Here is a 15,956-nt window from a genome sequence, read left to right as displayed (position 1 = left end):
ACATGAACCAGCAAGCAGAACCGTTCCTGAGCACCCTCGACCCGCAAGCCGATGCTGCGCAGGTGCATGTATCCCGCGCGCACGAATCCGCCCACCTGCACGTGAGCGGACGCGCGACCTACACCGACGACATCCCGCTCGTCGCGGGCACGCTGCACGCGGCGCTCGGGTTGTCCGCGAAGCCGCACGCGAAGATCGTGTCGATGAACTTCGACGCGGTGCGCGCGACGCCCGGCGTGGTCGCCGTGTTCACGGCCGACGATATTCCCGGTGTCAACGATTGCGGCCCGATCATCCACGACGACCCGGTGCTCGCGAAGGGCATCGTGCAGTTCGTCGGCCAGCCGATGTTCATCGTCGTCGCAACCTCGCACGAGATCGCACGGCTCGCCGCGCGCCGCGCGCAGGTCGACTACGAGGAGCTGCCCGCGATCCTGACCGCGCAGGAAGCGCGCAAGGCCGAAACCTACGTGATCCCGCCGCTGAAGCTCGCGCGCGGCGACGCGGCCGCGCGGCTCGCCGCCGCGCCGCATCGCGAGTCGGGCGAGATGCTGCTCGGCGGCCAGGAACAGTTCTACCTCGAAGGGCAGATCGCGTACGCGGTGCCGAAGGACGACGACGGGATGCACGTGTACTGCTCGACGCAGCACCCGAGCGAAATGCAGCACCTCGTCGCGCACGTGCTCGGCGTCGCGTCGCACAACGTGCTGGTCGAATGCCGCCGGATGGGCGGCGGGTTCGGCGGCAAGGAATCGCAGTCGGGCCTGTTCGCATGCTGCGCGGCGCTCGCCGCGTGGAAGCTGCTGTGCCCCGTGAAGCTGCGTCCGGACCGCGACGACGACATGATGATCACCGGCAAGCGGCACGACTTCCATTACCGCTTCGACGTCGGCTACGACGACGACGGCCGCCTCGACGGCGTCGCGCTCGACATGACGTCGCGCTGCGGTTTCTCGGCCGACCTGTCGGGCCCGGTGATGACGCGCGCGGTGTGCCACTTCGACAACGCGTACTGGCTCGGCGACGTCGACATCGCCGGCTACTGCGGCAAGACCAACACGCAGTCGAACACCGCGTTCCGCGGCTTCGGCGGCCCGCAGGGCGCGTTCGCGATCGAGACCATCCTCGACAACGTCGCGCGCTCGCTCGGTCGCGATCCGCTCGACGTGCGCTACGCGAACCTGTACGGCAAGGCCGAGCGCAACGTCACACCGTACGGGCAGACGGTCGAGGACAACGTGCTGCAGGAACTGCTCGGCGAACTCGAGGCGACGAGCGACTACCGCGCGCGGCGCGCGGGCGTGCGCGAATTCAACGCACGCAACACGGTGCTGAAGAAGGGCATCGCGCTCACGCCGGTGAAGTTCGGCATCGCGTTCAACGTCACGCACTTCAACCAGGCCGGCGCGCTGGTGCACATCTACACCGACGGCTCGGTGCTCGTGAACCACGGCGGCACGGAGATGGGGCAGGGGCTCAACACGAAGGTCGCGCAGGTCGTCGCGCACGAGCTCGGCATTCGCTTCGGCCGGATCCGCGTGACGGCGACCGACACGAGCAAGGTCGCGAACACGTCCGCGACGGCTGCATCAACCGGCTCCGACCTGAACGGCAAGGCCGCGCAGGACGCCGCGCGCCAGTTGCGCGAGCGGCTCGCGGCATTCGCGGCGAAGCAGTTCGGCGACGGCAAGGTCGATGCGGCCGACGTGAAGTTCGGCAACGACTTCGTGTGGGTCGGCAGCGCGAGCGTGCCGTTCGGCGAGGTGATCGCGAAGGCGTACCTCGCGCGCGTTCAGCTGTGGTCCGACGGTTTCTACGCGACGCCGAAGCTGCACTGGGATCAGTCGAAGCTGCAGGGCCGGCCGTTCTACTACTACTCGTACGGCGCGGCCGTGTCGGAAGTCGTGATCGACACGCTGACGGGCGAGATGCGCACGCTGCGCGTCGATGCGCTGCACGACGTCGGCGCATCGCTGAACCCGGCGCTCGACATCGGCCAGGTCGAAGGCGCGTTCATCCAGGGGATGGGCTGGCTCACGACCGAGGAGCTGTGGTGGAACAAGGGCGGCAAGCTGATGACGCACGCGCCGTCCACGTACAAGATCCCGACCGTCAACGACACGCCGCCCGAATTCAACGTGCGGCTGTTCCAGAATCGCAATGTGGAGGACAGCATCCATCGTTCGAAGGCCGTCGGCGAGCCGCCGCTGCTGCTGCCGTTCTCGGTGTTCTTCGCGGTGCGCGACGCGATCGCCGCGATCGGCGACTACCGCGTGAATCCGCCGCTCGACGCGCCGGCCACCGGCGAGTCGATCCTGCGCGCGTTGCATGCGGTGCGTGCGGCGAGCGCCGCACGGGCAGGCTGATATGGAAATGGCCCGCACGCTCATTTCGTTCGCTGCCCCCTGCGGGACGGCCCGGCGGAGGCTGATATGAACGGCCCCGCTCGTTCGCTGCGTGCCGCGTCGCATGCGCCCGTCGCCGGGTGCGACGGCGTGTGCGGCGCCTCGCCCGCGCAGCCGTTCGCGCAAGGCACCGGCCGGCGCAACCGCGCGAGCGCCGCGCCGCCACCGATGCACGTCGTGCTGTTCGGCGCGGGGCACGTCGGCCACGCGCTCGTCACGCTGCTCGGCGCGTTGCCGTGCGTCGTGCAGTGGGTCGACACGCGCGACGAGCTGTTCCCGGATGAATGTCCGCCGAACGTGCAGCCGGAGCCGACCGACACGCCTGAGGCCGTCGTCGACGCGGCGCCGCCCGGCGCGTATTTCCTCGTGATGACGCACAACCACGCACTCGACTTCTCGCTCGCCGCGCAGATCATGCGGCGGCGCGACTTCGCCTATTTCGGGATGATCGGCTCGCGCACCAAGCGCGTGAAGTTCGAGCGCCGGCTCGCCGCGCGCGGCGTCGATCCGGCGCGGCTCACGGAGATGGTGTGCCCGATCGGTGTCGCGGGCATCGTCGACAAGGCGCCCGGCGCGATCGCGGTGGCCGTCTGCGCGGAACTGCTGCAGGCCCGCTCGGGGATGCCGGTGGCCGATGCGAAGGCGGCCGCGGCCGCGCGCGTGCGCGACGACCTGAGCTGCGCGCGCTGACGACGAGGGGCCGACGCTCGGCGCACGTCCGCGCGTTTTTGCCTACACTGCACGGATCGCGTGGCATCGGGCCGCGCGTCATGCGTGCAGGTGCCATGTCCGATCATCAGGTCTATCTCGACGCGCTCGATGCGAGCCTCGTCGCCATCGAGCGCTGGCTGTCCGGCGCCGATACGGAACCCGCGGCGCTCGATGCGCTGCTCGCGCCTTTTTCCGCCGATTTCACGATGATCATGACCGACGGCCGCGTGCTCGACCATGAAGGCACGCGCGCGCTGTTCGCGAAACTCGGCGGCGCGAAGCCGGGTCTGCGCATCGCGCTGTCGGACATCCGCGTGCTCGCGGCCGACGCGTCGCATGTGGTGCTCACCTATCTCGAAGCGCAGCATGCGGCGTCGGGCGAACTGCCCGCGCGTCGCGCGACCGCCGTGTTCGCGCGCGACGCGGCAGGCGTCGTGCGCTGGAGCCATCTGCAGGAAACCTTCTGCACGGCCTGAGCGGCGGCCGCGTTGCGTGATTCCGCGCGGGCCGTCCCGCGCCGGGTCAGCGCTTGCGACCGCGCGCGGCCGTCAGCTCGTCGGATACGCTCTGCATCAGTGCGCACAGCCACGCGATGTCGGTCGGGCGATCGGGCTGCGGGTGCGTGAGCAGGTAGCTCTTGATGCGCGGGAACGGCACGGGCGGCGTGACGACGACGAGCGGCAGCAACTGCGCGTAGTGCGTCGCGAAGCGGCGCGTCGTCGTGAAGATCAGGTCCGACTGCAGCAGCACCTGCGGCACGATCCCGAAGTAAGGCAGCGTCGTCACGATCCGCCGCGTGAGACGCGCGCGTGCGAGGCCGATCTCGATCGCGTTGCGCTTGTCGCCGGTGTACGGCGTCGGCGCGATGTGCGCGGCCGATGCATAGGCTTCGCGCGTGAGCGGTTCGCGTGCGAGCGGATGCGCATCGCGCATCAGGCACACGATCGTGTCGGAGAACAGGTCCTGACGCGCGAAGTACGGGTCGGGCTTCGGCCAGTTGCCGATCACGAGATCGAGTGCGCCCGATTCGAGCGCCTCCGCGTGATCGAGCGCGGGATTCAGCGAGTCGATTTCCAGATGCGCATGCGGCGCCGCGTCGCGAAAGCGCTCGATCAGCGTCGGCATGAAGAAATCGTTCAGGTAATCGGGCGCGGCGACGCGGAACGTGCGCCGCGCGGACGACGGGTCGAAGTCGCCGTGCGGCGTCGCGATGAAGTCGACCTCGCGCAGCGCGCGCGACGCCGCGCCGAGCAGCGACGCGCCATATTCGGTCGGCACCATCCCCGACTTGCCGCGCACGAGAATCGGGTCGTTCAGCGTCTCGCGCAGCTTGCGCAACGCGGTGCTGATCGCGGGCTGCGTCTGGTTCAGCCGCAGTGCGGTCTGCGTGACGCTGCGCTCGAGCAGCAGCGTGCGCAATACGCGCACGAGCCAGATATCGAGCGAGGCGGTACGGTCGTCGTCTTCCATCGATGGAGGGGGATTCGAGCGAAGCTTAGGGTCTGTTTACGTATGGAACGTGCATGCGTTGCCACGAGAACGGCCGCTCGCGAGGCGTGCGACGACCAACGGAAGTCCCCGTGGGACGCCGCGAATACTGACGTATTCGCAAGGAGCACAACGCGGCGAGCGGCCGTTCTCGTGGCAACCCCAAATTAAAAAAATTATGTCACGGGAATGCCCGAAATCGCCCGCATGGCGGCGTCGCTCGTTGCTTGTTTGGCATGGCCAAACGGCGCTCCTCACTTCTTGCCCTGCGCCCCGAAGGAAGTCCCCTTGGGGGGCGAGCGATTTCGGGCATTCGCATGCACGTTCCATACGTAAACAGACCCTAACCTTACCGCAGCCGCGCGATGCCGTGCGTGATACCGGCCATCACGCGCGCCCCTTCGGCAGCGTGCTGATCCGCTTGACCTCGCGCGACTCGAGCCAGTTCGGCGTGCGCGCGCAGTACAGCACCATCGGCAGCGCATCCTCGCCCCAGAACAGCTGCTGGTTCATCCAGAAGGTCGGGACGCCGAACACACCGAGCGCGATCGCGTCGTCGGTGTTGCGGCGCAGCTGCGCGCTCGTTTCCTCGAACTCGATCAGCTCGTCGCCGTGCCCGACGCCGACGCGTTCGCACAGCGCGGCGAACCCGTCCGGCGTCGACGGATCGTTGCCGTCGTGCCAGATGAAGCGGAAAATTTCCAGCACGGTCGCGATGTCGGCGCGCAGCGCGATCGCGAGGCGCAGTACCTTGTCGGAATCGAACGGATGCGCGGGCGGCATCTTGAAGCGGATGCCGAGCTGTTCGGCGCGAAACAGCGCGTGGCGGTACGTGAACACGCGCTTGGCCGGCACGTCGGCGCTCGAGCGTTGCCCCCAGTGGCGCTGCAGGTCGAGCAGCGACACGGCAACGGGTTCGAACGGCACGTCCGGCCATTTGTCGAGCTGCTCGAGCAACAGGTAGGAGAACGGCGACACGAAGTCGTAGAACCAGGCGGGTTGGGCGGTGTCGAGGCCGGTTGTCATGGCGATCTCCAGAGGGTGGGGCGTGCGCGCCTGGCGGCGGCCTTCATGTTACGCGGTGGCGCGCGGATGCAGCAATGATCGCGGATCGGCCGCTCACACGGAACCGGGAGTCGCCCGGGGTGGCTCGCCGGCCGGCGGCGCCGCCGCGGGGGCGCCAGCGCCCGGCGTGCCCGTTGCGGCGTCGTGGTCGTGCGCGGTGAGCCGCTCGCGCACGAAGCCGATGTGCTCGCGTAGCACGTAGAACTGTCCCGCGTACGCGAGCGGCATCTTCATCCGGTTCACGGCTTCCTCGATGTCGTCGAGCTCGTCGAGCAACCGGACGCGCTCCTCGGCCGTGTGCTCGCCGAGCGCACGGCGCTCGAGCGCGATCAGCGCGCCGTACCAGCGATAGATGCGCGAACGCACGCGCCAGCCGTACAGCGACGGCACGAGCCGCAGCCCGGGGATCAGCACGACGATCAGCGGCACCACGACCACGAGCAGCCGGTCGACGAGACTGGCGACCCAGAACGGCAGCCGCCGGTACAGGAAGGTCTTGCCCGACTTGTAGTAGCGCGCCGCGTCGTCCGACAGCGGGAAGCCGCGCGTGACGGCCGACGGGAATTCGCCCGCGTGCTGAAGGATCGTCGCGTGGCCGTGCACTTCGCGCGCGGCCTCGATCAGCAGGTCCGACAGCGCGGGGTGCAGCGTGTCGCGCGCGACCAGCTCGATCGTCGGCGCGACCGTGTGGATGTCGGCGGGCGGCAGGTTGCGGCCGAGATCGTAGACGCCCATCGGCAGCGTGATCGCAGTCAGGTACGGAAAGCGCCGCGCGTATGCCTCGGCCTGCGTGAACGAGTACACGTGCACGCCGGGCGCGCGGAACAGCTTCGCCATCACCGGGATCTGGGTCGAGTCGCCGGACAGGAATGCGGCGTCGATCTTGCCGTCGAGCAGTGCCGTTGCCGCGTCCTCGCCCGCGGTCGGCAGCAGCTCGGTCGAGCCGCCCGGCACGATGCCGTTCATCTTCAGCAGCGCCAGGCTCAGTTCGCGGGCACCGCTGCCTTCCGCACCAAGCGCGAGCCGCTTGCCCTTGAAGTCGGACAGGCGCGCGACGACCGGGCCGCGGTACATGATCGCGAGCGGCACGTAGCCGATGCTGCCGAGCGATACCAGGTGCTCGTCGCGCTCCTTCGGGCCGATGCCGCTCTGCACGAAGCCGACGTCGACCGGTGCGTTCGGGTTGGACAGCCGCGCAAGGTTCTGCGCCGATCCTTCGGACGACTCGACGTCGAGCGTGACGCCGTTCTTCGCGAGGATCGCCTTGTATTTCTGCGCGGCGTTCCAGTACGTGCTGCCGGGCGGCCCGGACGAAATCACGAGCGTGGACGGCGGCGCGGGCTGGATCAGCTTGACCGCGAGCCAGACCGCTGCGACCGCGAGCAGCACGGTGGGGCCGATCGACAGCGCGAGGTCGCGCCACGACACCGCGACGAAGCGGGCGAGGATGCGGCGGGGCGGGCGAGGGCGGGCTGGCTTCATGGCGGCGGATGACACGGGTGTGACGCATCGATGACGACCGTCACGGACGACACACGCGATGCACGTTCTGGCGGCGATGGTACCCGGTTTCGCCGCGCGTGCGCGAGTCGGTCGCCGTGGCGCGGCCGCGGAGCCGTGCGAGCGCGCCGGCAGACGGCGGGCGGCCGCGCGTCAAAAGCTTTGCGCTTCGGCGGGCGCTGGATTACATTGTGCGACGCAGCCGCGCCCGATTCGCGCGCGACCCGGCACGCAATGAGACCGGGCGCGTCCGGCCGGCGGCTGTCCGGCCCGGCTGGCCCGCATTCGCGCGCGCCGGCCGCCGGCCCGTGTCGCCTCTCTCGCATCGCCGTGGAAATCATCGGCCGTCCCGCCCGTTCGCGCGCGGGCCGGCTGCCTTTGGGGGGTATCCGGCCGTACTGTGCACGGCCGTTCCGAAGTCACAAGGAGTTAGCATGAAGTCGATCGTGTTGAGAGCGTTGGGTGTTGCGGCCGTAGCCGCCTGTTTGTCGGGCAGCGTATACGCGCAGTCGAGCGATGCGGCGGCAACCGAAGCGCCGGCCGCGGCGGCGAGCTCGCCGAAGGCCGCGGCCAAGACCGCGAAGAAGGCGAACCGCAAGCTCGGCTACGCGGTGCGCAAGGCAATTACGAAGGCGGGCGGCGTCAACGTGGCGAACCTCGTCGTGCGTTCGAAGGGCGGGGCGATCACGCTGGAGGGCACGGTGCCCGACCAGGCACAGATCGACAAGGCCGAAGAAGCAGCGAAGGGTGTGACCGGCGTGACGTCCGTCACGAACAAGCTGACGGTCCAGCAGCAGTGATGCCGGGCGGCGGCGCGTGAGCGCCGCTCGCGCCCGCTTTCAGGCGGGCCCCGGCGTGCCGGGGCCCGTTTGCGCTGTAGCGTGCCCCCGGGATCTGTCGCTTCGCGACAGGCTCCAGGGGGCATCCCCCAAGGGGACTTCCTTCGGGGCGGAAAACCAGGGGCGGCCCCGCGTTTTCTTCAGAGGCCGCAAGCCGCGCACGAAGAGGCGGCGGATCGATAACGATATCGAGAGGGCGGCAATGACGACGAACGGATGGGGTAGTCGGATTCTTGTCGGCGCGGCGCTGGCCGCGCTCACGTTGCTCGGCGCCTGCAACGGCGACGATTCGGGCGAACGCAACCGGTTGCCCGGTTTCGTTTCCGGCAGCGTGCGCACGACCGCCTATGACGGTTCGAGCGACGACCTGCTGACGGCCGGCCTCGGCAAGACGGGCCTCGCCGTCGCCACCGCGCCCGCGTTCGCGGATCCGTCCCGGCCGACGAGTGCCGAGTTGCGCCGGGTCGCGATCTGGTCGAACTACCGCGCGCTCGTCGACATGAGCGCGAACGGCGGCTACGGCCGCTTCTGGGGGCCGAACGTCGACCTCGACGGCAACGACACGCTCGGCGAAGGCAAGATCCCCGGCACCGAATATCTCGCGTACTCCGACGACGGCAGCGGCCGCAAGAACGTGACGCTGCTCGTGCAGGTGCCGGCCAGCTTCGATCCGGCGCAGCCGTGCATCGTCACCGCGACGTCGTCGGGTTCGCGCGGCGTGTACGGCGCGATTTCGGCGGCCGGCGAGTGGGGCCTCAAGCGTGGCTGCGCGGTCGCGTACAACGACAAGGGCGGCGGCAACGGCGCGCACGAGCTCGGCTCCGACACGATCACGCTGATCGACGGCACGCTCGCCAACGCGGTGCTCGCCGGCAATGCCAGTCTCTTTACCGCGAACGTGACGAGCGGCGACCTGGCCGCGTTCAACGGCAGCTTCCCGAACCGCTACGCGTTCAAGCACGCGCATTCGCAGCAGAATCCCGAGCAGGACTGGGGGCACGCGACGCTGCAGTCGGTCGAATTCGCGTACTGGGCGCTCAACGAACAGTTCGGACCGCTGCTCGACAGCTCGCATCACGGCGTGCGCTACCACCCGGGCGACATCACGACGATCGCCGCGTCCGTCAGCAACGGCGGCGGCGCGGCGCTCGCGGCGGCCGAGCAGGACACGCGCCGCTGGATCACGGCGGTCGTGGTCGGCGAGCCGCAGGTCAACGTGCGGATGGCGCCGAACGCCGTCGTGCGCGAGGGCGGCCAGCCGGTGCCGTCGTTCGGCCGGCCGCTGGCCGACTACGCGACGCTCGCGAACCTGCTGCAGCCGTGCGCGGCCGCGTCGGCATCGCTCGCGGGCGAGCCGTACCTGAGCGCGCTGCCGCTCGCCACCACGCAGTCGATCCGCGCGCAGCGCTGCGCGACGCTCGCGGCGGCGGGGCTCGTGTCGGGTGCCGATACGCAGAGCCAGGCCGCCGATGCGCTCGCGCAACTGCATGCGGCCGGCTATCTCGCCGATTCCGACCTGCTGCACGCGTCGATGTGGGATTCGCAGGCGATTCCGGCGATTGCGGTCACCTATGCGAATGCGTACACGCGCTCGCGCGTGACCGACAACCTGTGCAATTTCAGCTTCGCGACCACCAATGCGGCAACCGGCGCGGTCGCGCCGCCCGCCGCATCGCCGATGCCGGCCGTGTTCGGGCTTGGCAACGGCGTGCCGCCGACGGCCGGCGTCAATCTGGTGTTCAACACCGGCGCGGGCGTCGATCACCGGCTCGCGACGCCCGACGCGAGCTTCGCGGGCGCGCTGTGCCTGCGCCAGCTGTGGACCAACGGGTTGCTCGACATGCCGGCGAACGTCGAGGCCGTGCGCGTGAACGCGAACCTGCAGGGCAAGCCTGCGATCATCGTGCAGGGCCGCAGCGACGCGCTCGTGCCGGTGAACCACGCATCGCGCGCGTACGTCGCGCAGAACAGCATCAGCGAAGGCGGCCGCAGCCAGCTCGTGTTCTACGAGGTGACGAACGGGCAGCACTTCGACGCGTTCCTGCCCGTTGCGGGCTTCGACACGCGCTTCGTGCCGGTCCATTACTACAACCTGCAGGCGCTGAACCTGATGTGGCGCCATCTGAAGAGCGGTGCCGCGCTGCCGCCGTCGCAGGTGATCCGCACGGTGCCGCGTGGTGGCACGCCGGGCGCCGCCCCCGCGCTGACCGGCGCAAACCTGCCGCCGATCTCGGCGTCGCCCGGTGCGAACGCGATTGCGGCCGGCGCCGGCGCGATCGACGTGCCGCTCTGACGGCGTACATGGTGCAGGCCCGCAGCTACGCGGACTACACGCTGTATGGACGACAGCCCGATCGGCGCAGGCCGGTCGGGCTGTTTTTTCAGGGTGTTCGGGGCGGCGAACTGCCGGCGTGCGGTACGCGGACGATGGCGGCGGAGCTGGGCTGGGTTGGGCCGGAGCTAGGGCGAGGGCAGGTGGCGTGAGCGGCGCGACCGGGCTTACGCGAGCACGAGCCGTACGCCGACCGCGACGAGCGTCGCGGCGAGCAGGTTGCGCAGCAGGCGCTCGGGCGCGCGCGCCGACAGCAGGCTGCCGAGCACGATGCCGGGCAGCGAGCCGAGCAGCAGCGACAGCAGCATCGACCAGTCGACCGAGCCGAGCAGCCAGTGGCCCATGCCCGCGACGAGCGTGAGCGGCACCGCGTGCGCGATGTCGGAGCCGACGATGCGGCTGGTCGCGAGCGTCGGATACAGCAGCAGGAGCACGGTCACGCCGATCGCGCCGGCGCCGACCGACGTCATCGACACGAGCACGCCGAGCACGGCGCCGGTCAGCACGGTCGACCACAGCGTGCGAGCGGGGCTCGGTGCAAGCGGGTTGCGCGCGGCGAGCGCGGTGAGTTGCGGCCGGAAGATCAGCGCGAGCGACGTGAGCAGCAGTGCGACGCCGAGCACCAGCTGGATCATCCGCGCGGTGCCGGGCGAATTCATCCCGTGCGTGTGCAGCACCCACAGCGTGACGGCCGCGGCCGGGACGCTGCCGGCTGCGAGCCGGCAGGTGATGCGCCAGTCGATCGACCCTTTCAGTCCGTGGACGAGCGTGCCGGTGGCCTTGGTCGCGGCCGCGTACAGCAGGTCGGTGCCGACCGCCGTCGCGGGGTGGACGCCGAACAGCAGCACGAGGATCGGCGTCATCAGCGAACCGCCGCCGACGCCCGTCAGGCCGACGAGAATGCCGACGAACAGGCCGGACAGGGAGTACAGCAGATCGATATGGGGAAGCGACATCGGAAGCAGGCGGTTATGCGGCGTTCGGCGGCGGCGCGCAGGTCAAAGTCTGCCATTGTCGCAAAAGTGGCGCGTCGGTGTACGACTACGTTAAAAATCGGCCGGGACGGCTTGCCGGACGGGGGTGTTCGCGGCGGGTGAAACAGTCGTTTGAACGGGCGCCGGGCCCGGCGGGGCGGCGCGCCGGCGTTCGGCGGGCGATGCGGCCGATGCCTGGCGATCGGGCAGGGCGCGCCGGATCGGCGCGGAAAAGGGGGCCGGCACGCGCCCCGGTTCAGGCCGGACGGCCGTCAGTGCATCGCGGGGCCGACGTCCGAAACGGCGTCCTGGCGGCGGATGCGCAGCGCGAGACCGAGCAACCCGGCCGCGGCCGCGAATGCCGCGCCGACCGCGAACGCGGCGTGATAGCCGCCGTTCAGTGCGTCGAGCGGCGTCGCGCGGGCGGCCGCGAGCGCGTCGGTGCGCGCGGCCGCGAGGCTCGCGAGCACGGCGAGACCGAGTGCGCCGCCCATCATGAACGCGGTGTTGACGATGCCCGACGCGAGCCCCGAATCGGCCGGATCGACGTCGCTCATCGCGGCGAGCAGCACCGGGTTGAACGCGACACCCGCGCCGATGCCGAGCAGCGTCATGCCGGGCAGCACGTGCCAGACGAAGCTGCCGTCCGCCGGCGCGCGCGAAAACAGCGCGAGGCCGCATGCGGCGATCAGCAGGCCGGCCGCGATCGGGCCGCGGATCCCGAAGCGCATCACGATCCGCGCCGACAGCCCGAGCGAGAACGCCGCCATGATCAGGTTCGCCGGCAGGAACGCGAGCCCGACCTGCAGCGGCCCGTAGCCGAGCACGCGCTGCATGTAGAGCGCGGACAGGAAGAACCACGCGAACATCGCGGCCGCCCACAGCACGCCGATCACGTTCGCGAGCGCGACGTTGCGCGCGGCGAACAGCGTGAGCGGCATCAGCGGATGCGCGACGCGCGCCTCGATCGCGACGAACAGCGCGAGCAGCACGGCGGCCGCGCCGATCAGCACGACCGTCTGCGTCGACAGCCAGCCGGCCTCGTTGCCGCCGACGATCCCGTAGACCGCGAGCATCAGCGACGCGGTCACGGTGATCGCGCCCGCGACATCGAGCCGCGCGGCGCCGGCCGGCGCGCGCATGCGCGGCAGCAGCGCGACGCACATCGCGTAGACGGCGATGCCGATCGGCAGGTTGACGAGGAAGATCCAGTGCCAGGACAGCGTGCTCGTCAGGAGCCCGCCGAGCAGCACGCCGATGCTGCCGCCGCCCGCGCAGACGAAGCCGTAGACGCCCATCGCGCGCGCCCGTTCGCCCGGTTCGGTAAAGAGATTCATGATCAGCGACAGCGACACGGCCGACACGATTGCGCCGCCGAAGCCCTGCACCGCGCGCGCGGCGATCAGCATCGCCTGCGCTTGCGCGAGGCCGCAGGCGAGCGACGCGAGCGTGAACACGACGAGGCCCGCGAGGAACATGCTCCGCTGGCCGTACAGGTCGCCGAGGCGGCCGCCGAGCAGCAGGCAACCGCCGAACGTGAGCAGGTATGCGTTGACGACCCATACAAGGGCCGTCTCGGTGAAATGGAGGTCGGTGCTGATCGACGGCAGCGCAACGTTCACGATCGTGCTGTCGAGCACGATCATCAGCACGCCGAGGCAGAGGACGATCAGCGCGTACCAGCGCCTTTCGCCGTGAATCCCGTGGGTCATGGGCCTGCAGCCTTCCGATAGCCTTTGAAAGGTTGCATTGTAGACATCGTTCGCGCGTGCTTCCTGTCGGTTTGTGGCAGGAGCGACGCGTAGCGGCGGCGCGTTTAGCCGCGCGGCGGCAGTTCGCAGCCGTCGGGGCCGCACGCGGCCGCGTCGTCGCCGGCGAATTCGACGATCGCGCCGTCGCGCCACGCCTGCTCGAGCGCCTGCGCGAACACGTCGGCCGGCTGCGCGCCCGACACCGCGTAGCGGCCGCCGAACACGAACAGTGGCACGCCGCGTCCGCCGATCTGCGCGGCACGCGCAATGTCGGCCTCGACTTCGTCGCGATATGCGCCGCTGCGCAGCACGGCTTCGACGGCCGAGCGCTCGAGCCCTGCTTCGACCGCGAAATCGATCAGCGCCGCGTGGTCGAACAGCGAGCCGTGCTCGCAGAAATACGCGCGGTACAGGCGTTCGGTCAGCGCATGCGCACGGCCGGTCGCTTCCGCGAGTTTCACGAGCCGGTGACCGTCGAGCGTGTCGCCGACGAATGTGCCGGGCAGGTCGTAGCGGAGCCCGACGCTCGCGGCCGCGTCGGTCACCTGGCGCAGCATCTGGTCAACCTGAGCGGACGACATCCGGTACTTGCCGGCGAGCATCGCCTCGACCGGCTCGACCGGTTGACCCGGCATCAGCCGGTACGCGCGCAGCGCGACGTCGACGTGCTCGGCATGCGCGAACGCGGCGAGCGCCTCGTCGAAGCGGCGCTTGCCGATCCAGCACCACGGGCAGATCAGGTCGGACCAGATTTCGACGGTCAGGGTCGGGCGGGCAGTCGGGGCAGGGGGGGGCGTCATGGGCGGTCCGGGGCGGCAAATAAATGTAACCGGGACTATATCATTTTGTGCTTCGACGCTTCGTCATGGTCGTTCCCGTGCGGAACGGGCCGGCCTTCGACGTATCACGAAGCATAGACACGGACGCCGCGTACCGGTAGCGATTGCCGATGCCGACGGCAGCGGCATGTCCGGCGCCCCCGCCCCTGGAGCGCGCCGCCTACGCGTCGCCCTGCGTTTCCTTCAGATGTTTCAGATGCTTGTAGACGGTCGCGCGCCCCATCCCGAGCACGTTCGCGACATAGTTCGCGGCGCTCTTGCCGCGGAACGCGCCTTCCGCATGCAGCGCCTCGACGAGTTCGCGCCGATGCTCGCGCGTGAGGCCGTTCAGGCCGACCTGCCGTTCGCGCAGCCAGCCGTGCAGGAACGTGTTGATGCGCTCCTGCCAGTCGTCGCGGAACAGCTCGTCGGGTTGCGCGACGATGCCCGCGCCCTTGATGAACACATCGAGCGTCGCGCGGACGTCGTCGAACACCGCGATGTTGAAGTTGATGCACATCATCCCGGCCGGGCGGCCTTCGTCGTCGAACAGCACGTTGCTCACGCAGCGCATCCGCCGGCCGTCCCAGTTCAGCTTCTCGTAGGGGCCGATCACGCGCTCGCGCGCCGAATGATCGATTTCCTCGAGCGCCGAGTCGTCACCGACCTCGCGCTTCGACAGGTTGTTCGCGAGGTACAGCACGGTCTGGTCGTGCAGGTCGTGGATCACGACTTCCGCGTACGGGAAGAACAGCGCCGCGATGCCGTCGGCGATCGGTGCATAGCGGGTGAGCAGCAGGTCTTTGACGGGGGATTGCTTCTTGCGCATCGGAATCGCCATCTCGGGTGAGCGGGGGCCGGGCAGCGCGTCGGCGCGGCGCGCCGGCGTACCGTTGACCGGCCCGTCCGTGCGCCCGCGCGCTGCCGCCGCGGCGGTTGCGCCATTGTATCGGCCCCGCGTGCGCGTGCTGCTCATGCGCGTGTCAGATGCGTGTACAGCGCGTGCGCGATCGCGATGTCCTCGAGGCCGAGGCCGATCGAGCGGAAGAACGCATGCCGCGTGCGCGACGGCGCCGCGCAGGTCCCGGCGACGAGCGCGGGCAGGTCGCCGACGATCCGCTCGGGCGTCCAGCCGTGCCCGGCCGCCGCGATCTGCATCTCGCCCGCGCTCGCGGGCGTCGTGTGGCGGTAGTCGCAGTACACGTCCATGTCGGGCAGCCACGCGGGCGGGATTTCGTGCGCGCGCGCGACGTTGGTGCTGATCGACGTGACGAGCGCGGGGCGGGTGAGCATGCCGTCGGCGAGCACCGGCGTGCCCGACGACGTACACAGCATCACGACGTCCGCATCGCGCACGCACGCCTCGACACTGGCGGCCGGGCGCGCGCGCGGGTCGATCTGCGCGAGCGTCGCCTGCAGTGCCGGGTCGCCGGCGAGCGCGGGCGAATGGACGCTGATCGACGCCCAGTCGCGCAGTGCCGCGGTGTGGCGCAGATGTGCGAGGCCGACCGCGCCCGTGCCGATCACGGCGAGCCGGCGCGCGTCGCGCGGCGCGAGGCAGTCGACCGCGAGCGCCGTCGTGCCGGCCGTGCGCTCGACCGTCAGCAGCCCTGCGTCGCACCACATCAGCGGCTGGCCGGTGCGCATCGACATCAGCGCGGTCCACGCGGTGACGATCGGCTTGCCGCCCGTCACGACGTACGGCGACAGCTTCGCGCCGAACACCTGCTCGTCGGCGAGCGCGCCGAGATACGTGATGAAATCGCCGGCCTGTTCGGGGAACAGCGTGAGGGTTTGCGGCGGCTGCACCGCGCGGGCCGACGCAAGCGACGCGAACATGCGACGCAGCGCGCCGAGCACGTCGAGCGACGGCAGTGCCGCGCGCACCGCGGCTTCGTCGACGGTCAGCGGCGGGGTCGGGGCGGGTTGCGTCATGGGACTTCTCCGGTCGGGGCCGGACAGGACTGTCTCGAAAGAGGGCGTCCGGCGGTGTTAATAATGGACTAAAAGTCTAATATAGACAAAGAAACTCGGGTAGATTTTTCTTTTCGTGACTCGGTCACGTCGCCTGTA

At 69.8% G+C, this 15,956-nt stretch carries 13 protein-coding genes; 5 read left to right on the top strand and 8 right to left on the bottom strand.

The annotated features are described in order from the left end of the window. The first annotated feature begins 2 nt into the window (after nucleotides 1-2). From xdhB to DIE15_RS30875, 3 genes are all read left to right on the top strand, one after another. Nucleotides 3-2,366, top strand: a complete 2,364-nt coding sequence (xdhB, locus tag DIE15_RS30885) for a xanthine dehydrogenase molybdopterin binding subunit (RefSeq protein WP_124835128.1) — start codon at nucleotides 3-5, stop codon at nucleotides 2,364-2,366. Between the two features lie 66 nt (nucleotides 2,367-2,432). Continuing rightward, the gene (gene xdhC, locus DIE15_RS30880; RefSeq protein ID WP_057926149.1) at nucleotides 2,433-3,095 is read left to right on the top strand and encodes a xanthine dehydrogenase accessory protein XdhC; all 663 of its coding nucleotides are present in this window, start codon (nucleotides 2,433-2,435) and stop codon (nucleotides 3,093-3,095) included. Nucleotides 3,096-3,190: 95 nt separating this feature from the next. Then, complete coding sequence (locus DIE15_RS30875; RefSeq protein ID WP_124835127.1) at nucleotides 3,191-3,592, top strand: polyketide cyclase; 402 nt, start codon at nucleotides 3,191-3,193, stop codon at nucleotides 3,590-3,592. 46 nt (nucleotides 3,593-3,638) lie between these two features. Here the strand turns inward: DIE15_RS30875 and DIE15_RS30870 are convergent, their stop codons facing one another. The 3 genes from DIE15_RS30870 to DIE15_RS30860 form a co-directional block, all read right to left on the bottom strand. Next, the gene (locus DIE15_RS30870; protein ID WP_124835126.1) at nucleotides 3,639-4,586 is read right to left on the bottom strand and encodes a LysR family transcriptional regulator; all 948 of its coding nucleotides are present in this window, start codon (nucleotides 4,584-4,586) and stop codon (nucleotides 3,639-3,641) included. A gap of 405 nt (nucleotides 4,587-4,991) precedes the next feature. Then, nucleotides 4,992-5,630 (bottom strand): 2-hydroxychromene-2-carboxylate isomerase, encoded by a 639-nt coding sequence (locus DIE15_RS30865; RefSeq protein WP_057926147.1) that lies wholly within the window; start codon nucleotides 5,628-5,630, stop codon nucleotides 4,992-4,994. Between the two features lie 93 nt (nucleotides 5,631-5,723). Then, nucleotides 5,724-7,151 (bottom strand): TAXI family TRAP transporter solute-binding subunit, encoded by a 1,428-nt coding sequence (locus DIE15_RS30860; protein ID WP_124835125.1) that lies wholly within the window; start codon nucleotides 7,149-7,151, stop codon nucleotides 5,724-5,726. A 452-nt stretch (nucleotides 7,152-7,603) separates the two neighbouring features. On the opposite strand from DIE15_RS30860, the gene DIE15_RS30855 reads away from it, so the two are divergent. Continuing rightward, nucleotides 7,604-7,969 carry a BON domain-containing protein gene (locus DIE15_RS30855; protein WP_124835124.1) on the top strand — a complete coding sequence of 122 codons (366 nt, stop codon included), beginning with the start codon at nucleotides 7,604-7,606 and terminating at the stop codon, nucleotides 7,967-7,969. Nucleotides 7,970-8,210: 241 nt separating this feature from the next. Beyond that, on the top strand, nucleotides 8,211-10,301 hold the full coding sequence (locus tag DIE15_RS30850) for a D-(-)-3-hydroxybutyrate oligomer hydrolase (RefSeq protein ID WP_124835123.1): 2,091 nt from the start codon (nucleotides 8,211-8,213) through the stop codon (nucleotides 10,299-10,301). Nucleotides 10,302-10,507: 206 nt separating this feature from the next. Here the strand turns inward: DIE15_RS30850 and DIE15_RS30845 are convergent, their stop codons facing one another. The 5 genes from DIE15_RS30845 to DIE15_RS30825 form a co-directional block, all read right to left on the bottom strand. Continuing rightward, entirely contained in the window at nucleotides 10,508-11,296 is a 789-nt protein-coding gene (locus tag DIE15_RS30845; protein ID WP_057926143.1) for a sulfite exporter TauE/SafE family protein, read from the bottom strand. 290 nt (nucleotides 11,297-11,586) lie between these two features. After that, the gene (locus DIE15_RS30840; protein WP_124835122.1) at nucleotides 11,587-13,026 is read right to left on the bottom strand and encodes a DHA2 family efflux MFS transporter permease subunit; all 1,440 of its coding nucleotides are present in this window, start codon (nucleotides 13,024-13,026) and stop codon (nucleotides 11,587-11,589) included. A 104-nt stretch (nucleotides 13,027-13,130) separates the two neighbouring features. Beyond that, nucleotides 13,131-13,865, bottom strand: coding sequence for a DsbA family oxidoreductase (locus DIE15_RS30835; protein ID WP_124835121.1), 735 nt, complete (start codon nucleotides 13,863-13,865; stop codon nucleotides 13,131-13,133). Between the two features lie 199 nt (nucleotides 13,866-14,064). Then, entirely contained in the window at nucleotides 14,065-14,859 is a 795-nt protein-coding gene (locus DIE15_RS30830; RefSeq protein ID WP_057926140.1) for a transcriptional regulator, read from the bottom strand. Then, complete coding sequence (locus DIE15_RS30825) at nucleotides 14,856-15,818, bottom strand: ornithine cyclodeaminase family protein (RefSeq protein WP_057926139.1); 963 nt, start codon at nucleotides 15,816-15,818, stop codon at nucleotides 14,856-14,858. Before DIE15_RS30825 ends, DIE15_RS30830 begins: the two co-directional genes overlap by 4 nt. Nucleotides 15,819-15,956: the final 138 nt, after the last annotated feature.

Origin of the sequence: Burkholderia sp. Bp9031 (assembly GCF_003857965.1) — a bacterium.
GTDB classification, from domain to species: Bacteria; Pseudomonadota; Gammaproteobacteria; order Burkholderiales; family Burkholderiaceae; genus Burkholderia; species Burkholderia ambifaria_A.
The sequence above is the reverse complement of the archived record's forward strand: the minus strand, read 5'-3'. Positions and strand labels throughout refer to the sequence as shown.

What these genes read in the sequence shown, in the direction of transcription:
- DIE15_RS30865 (WP_057926147.1), bottom strand. Translation starts at nt 5,630, where the DNA reads ATGACAACCGGCCTCGACACCGCCCAACCCGCCTGGTTCTACGACTTC.
- xdhB (WP_124835128.1), top strand. Translation starts at nt 3, where the DNA reads ATGAACCAGCAAGCAGAACCGTTCCTGAGCACCCTCGACCCGCAAGCC.
- DIE15_RS30850 (WP_124835123.1), top strand. Translation starts at nt 8,211, where the DNA reads ATGACGACGAACGGATGGGGTAGTCGGATTCTTGTCGGCGCGGCGCTG.
- DIE15_RS30860 (WP_124835125.1), bottom strand. Translation starts at nt 7,151, where the DNA reads ATGAAGCCAGCCCGCCCTCGCCCGCCCCGCCGCATCCTCGCCCGCTTC.
- xdhC (WP_057926149.1), top strand. Translation starts at nt 2,433, where the DNA reads ATGAACGGCCCCGCTCGTTCGCTGCGTGCCGCGTCGCATGCGCCCGTC.
- DIE15_RS30840 (WP_124835122.1), bottom strand. Translation starts at nt 13,026, where the DNA reads ATGACCCACGGGATTCACGGCGAAAGGCGCTGGTACGCGCTGATCGTC.
- DIE15_RS30855 (WP_124835124.1), top strand. Translation starts at nt 7,604, where the DNA reads ATGAAGTCGATCGTGTTGAGAGCGTTGGGTGTTGCGGCCGTAGCCGCC.
- DIE15_RS30870 (WP_124835126.1), bottom strand. Translation starts at nt 4,586, where the DNA reads ATGGAAGACGACGACCGTACCGCCTCGCTCGATATCTGGCTCGTGCGC.
- DIE15_RS30875 (WP_124835127.1), top strand. Translation starts at nt 3,191, where the DNA reads ATGTCCGATCATCAGGTCTATCTCGACGCGCTCGATGCGAGCCTCGTC.
- DIE15_RS30825 (WP_057926139.1), bottom strand. Translation starts at nt 15,818, where the DNA reads ATGACGCAACCCGCCCCGACCCCGCCGCTGACCGTCGACGAAGCCGCG.
- DIE15_RS30830 (WP_057926140.1), bottom strand. Translation starts at nt 14,859, where the DNA reads ATGAGCAGCACGCGCACGCGGGGCCGATACAATGGCGCAACCGCCGCG.
- DIE15_RS30835 (WP_124835121.1), bottom strand. Translation starts at nt 13,865, where the DNA reads ATGACGCCCCCCCCTGCCCCGACTGCCCGCCCGACCCTGACCGTCGAA.
- DIE15_RS30845 (WP_057926143.1), bottom strand. Translation starts at nt 11,296, where the DNA reads ATGTCGCTTCCCCATATCGATCTGCTGTACTCCCTGTCCGGCCTGTTC.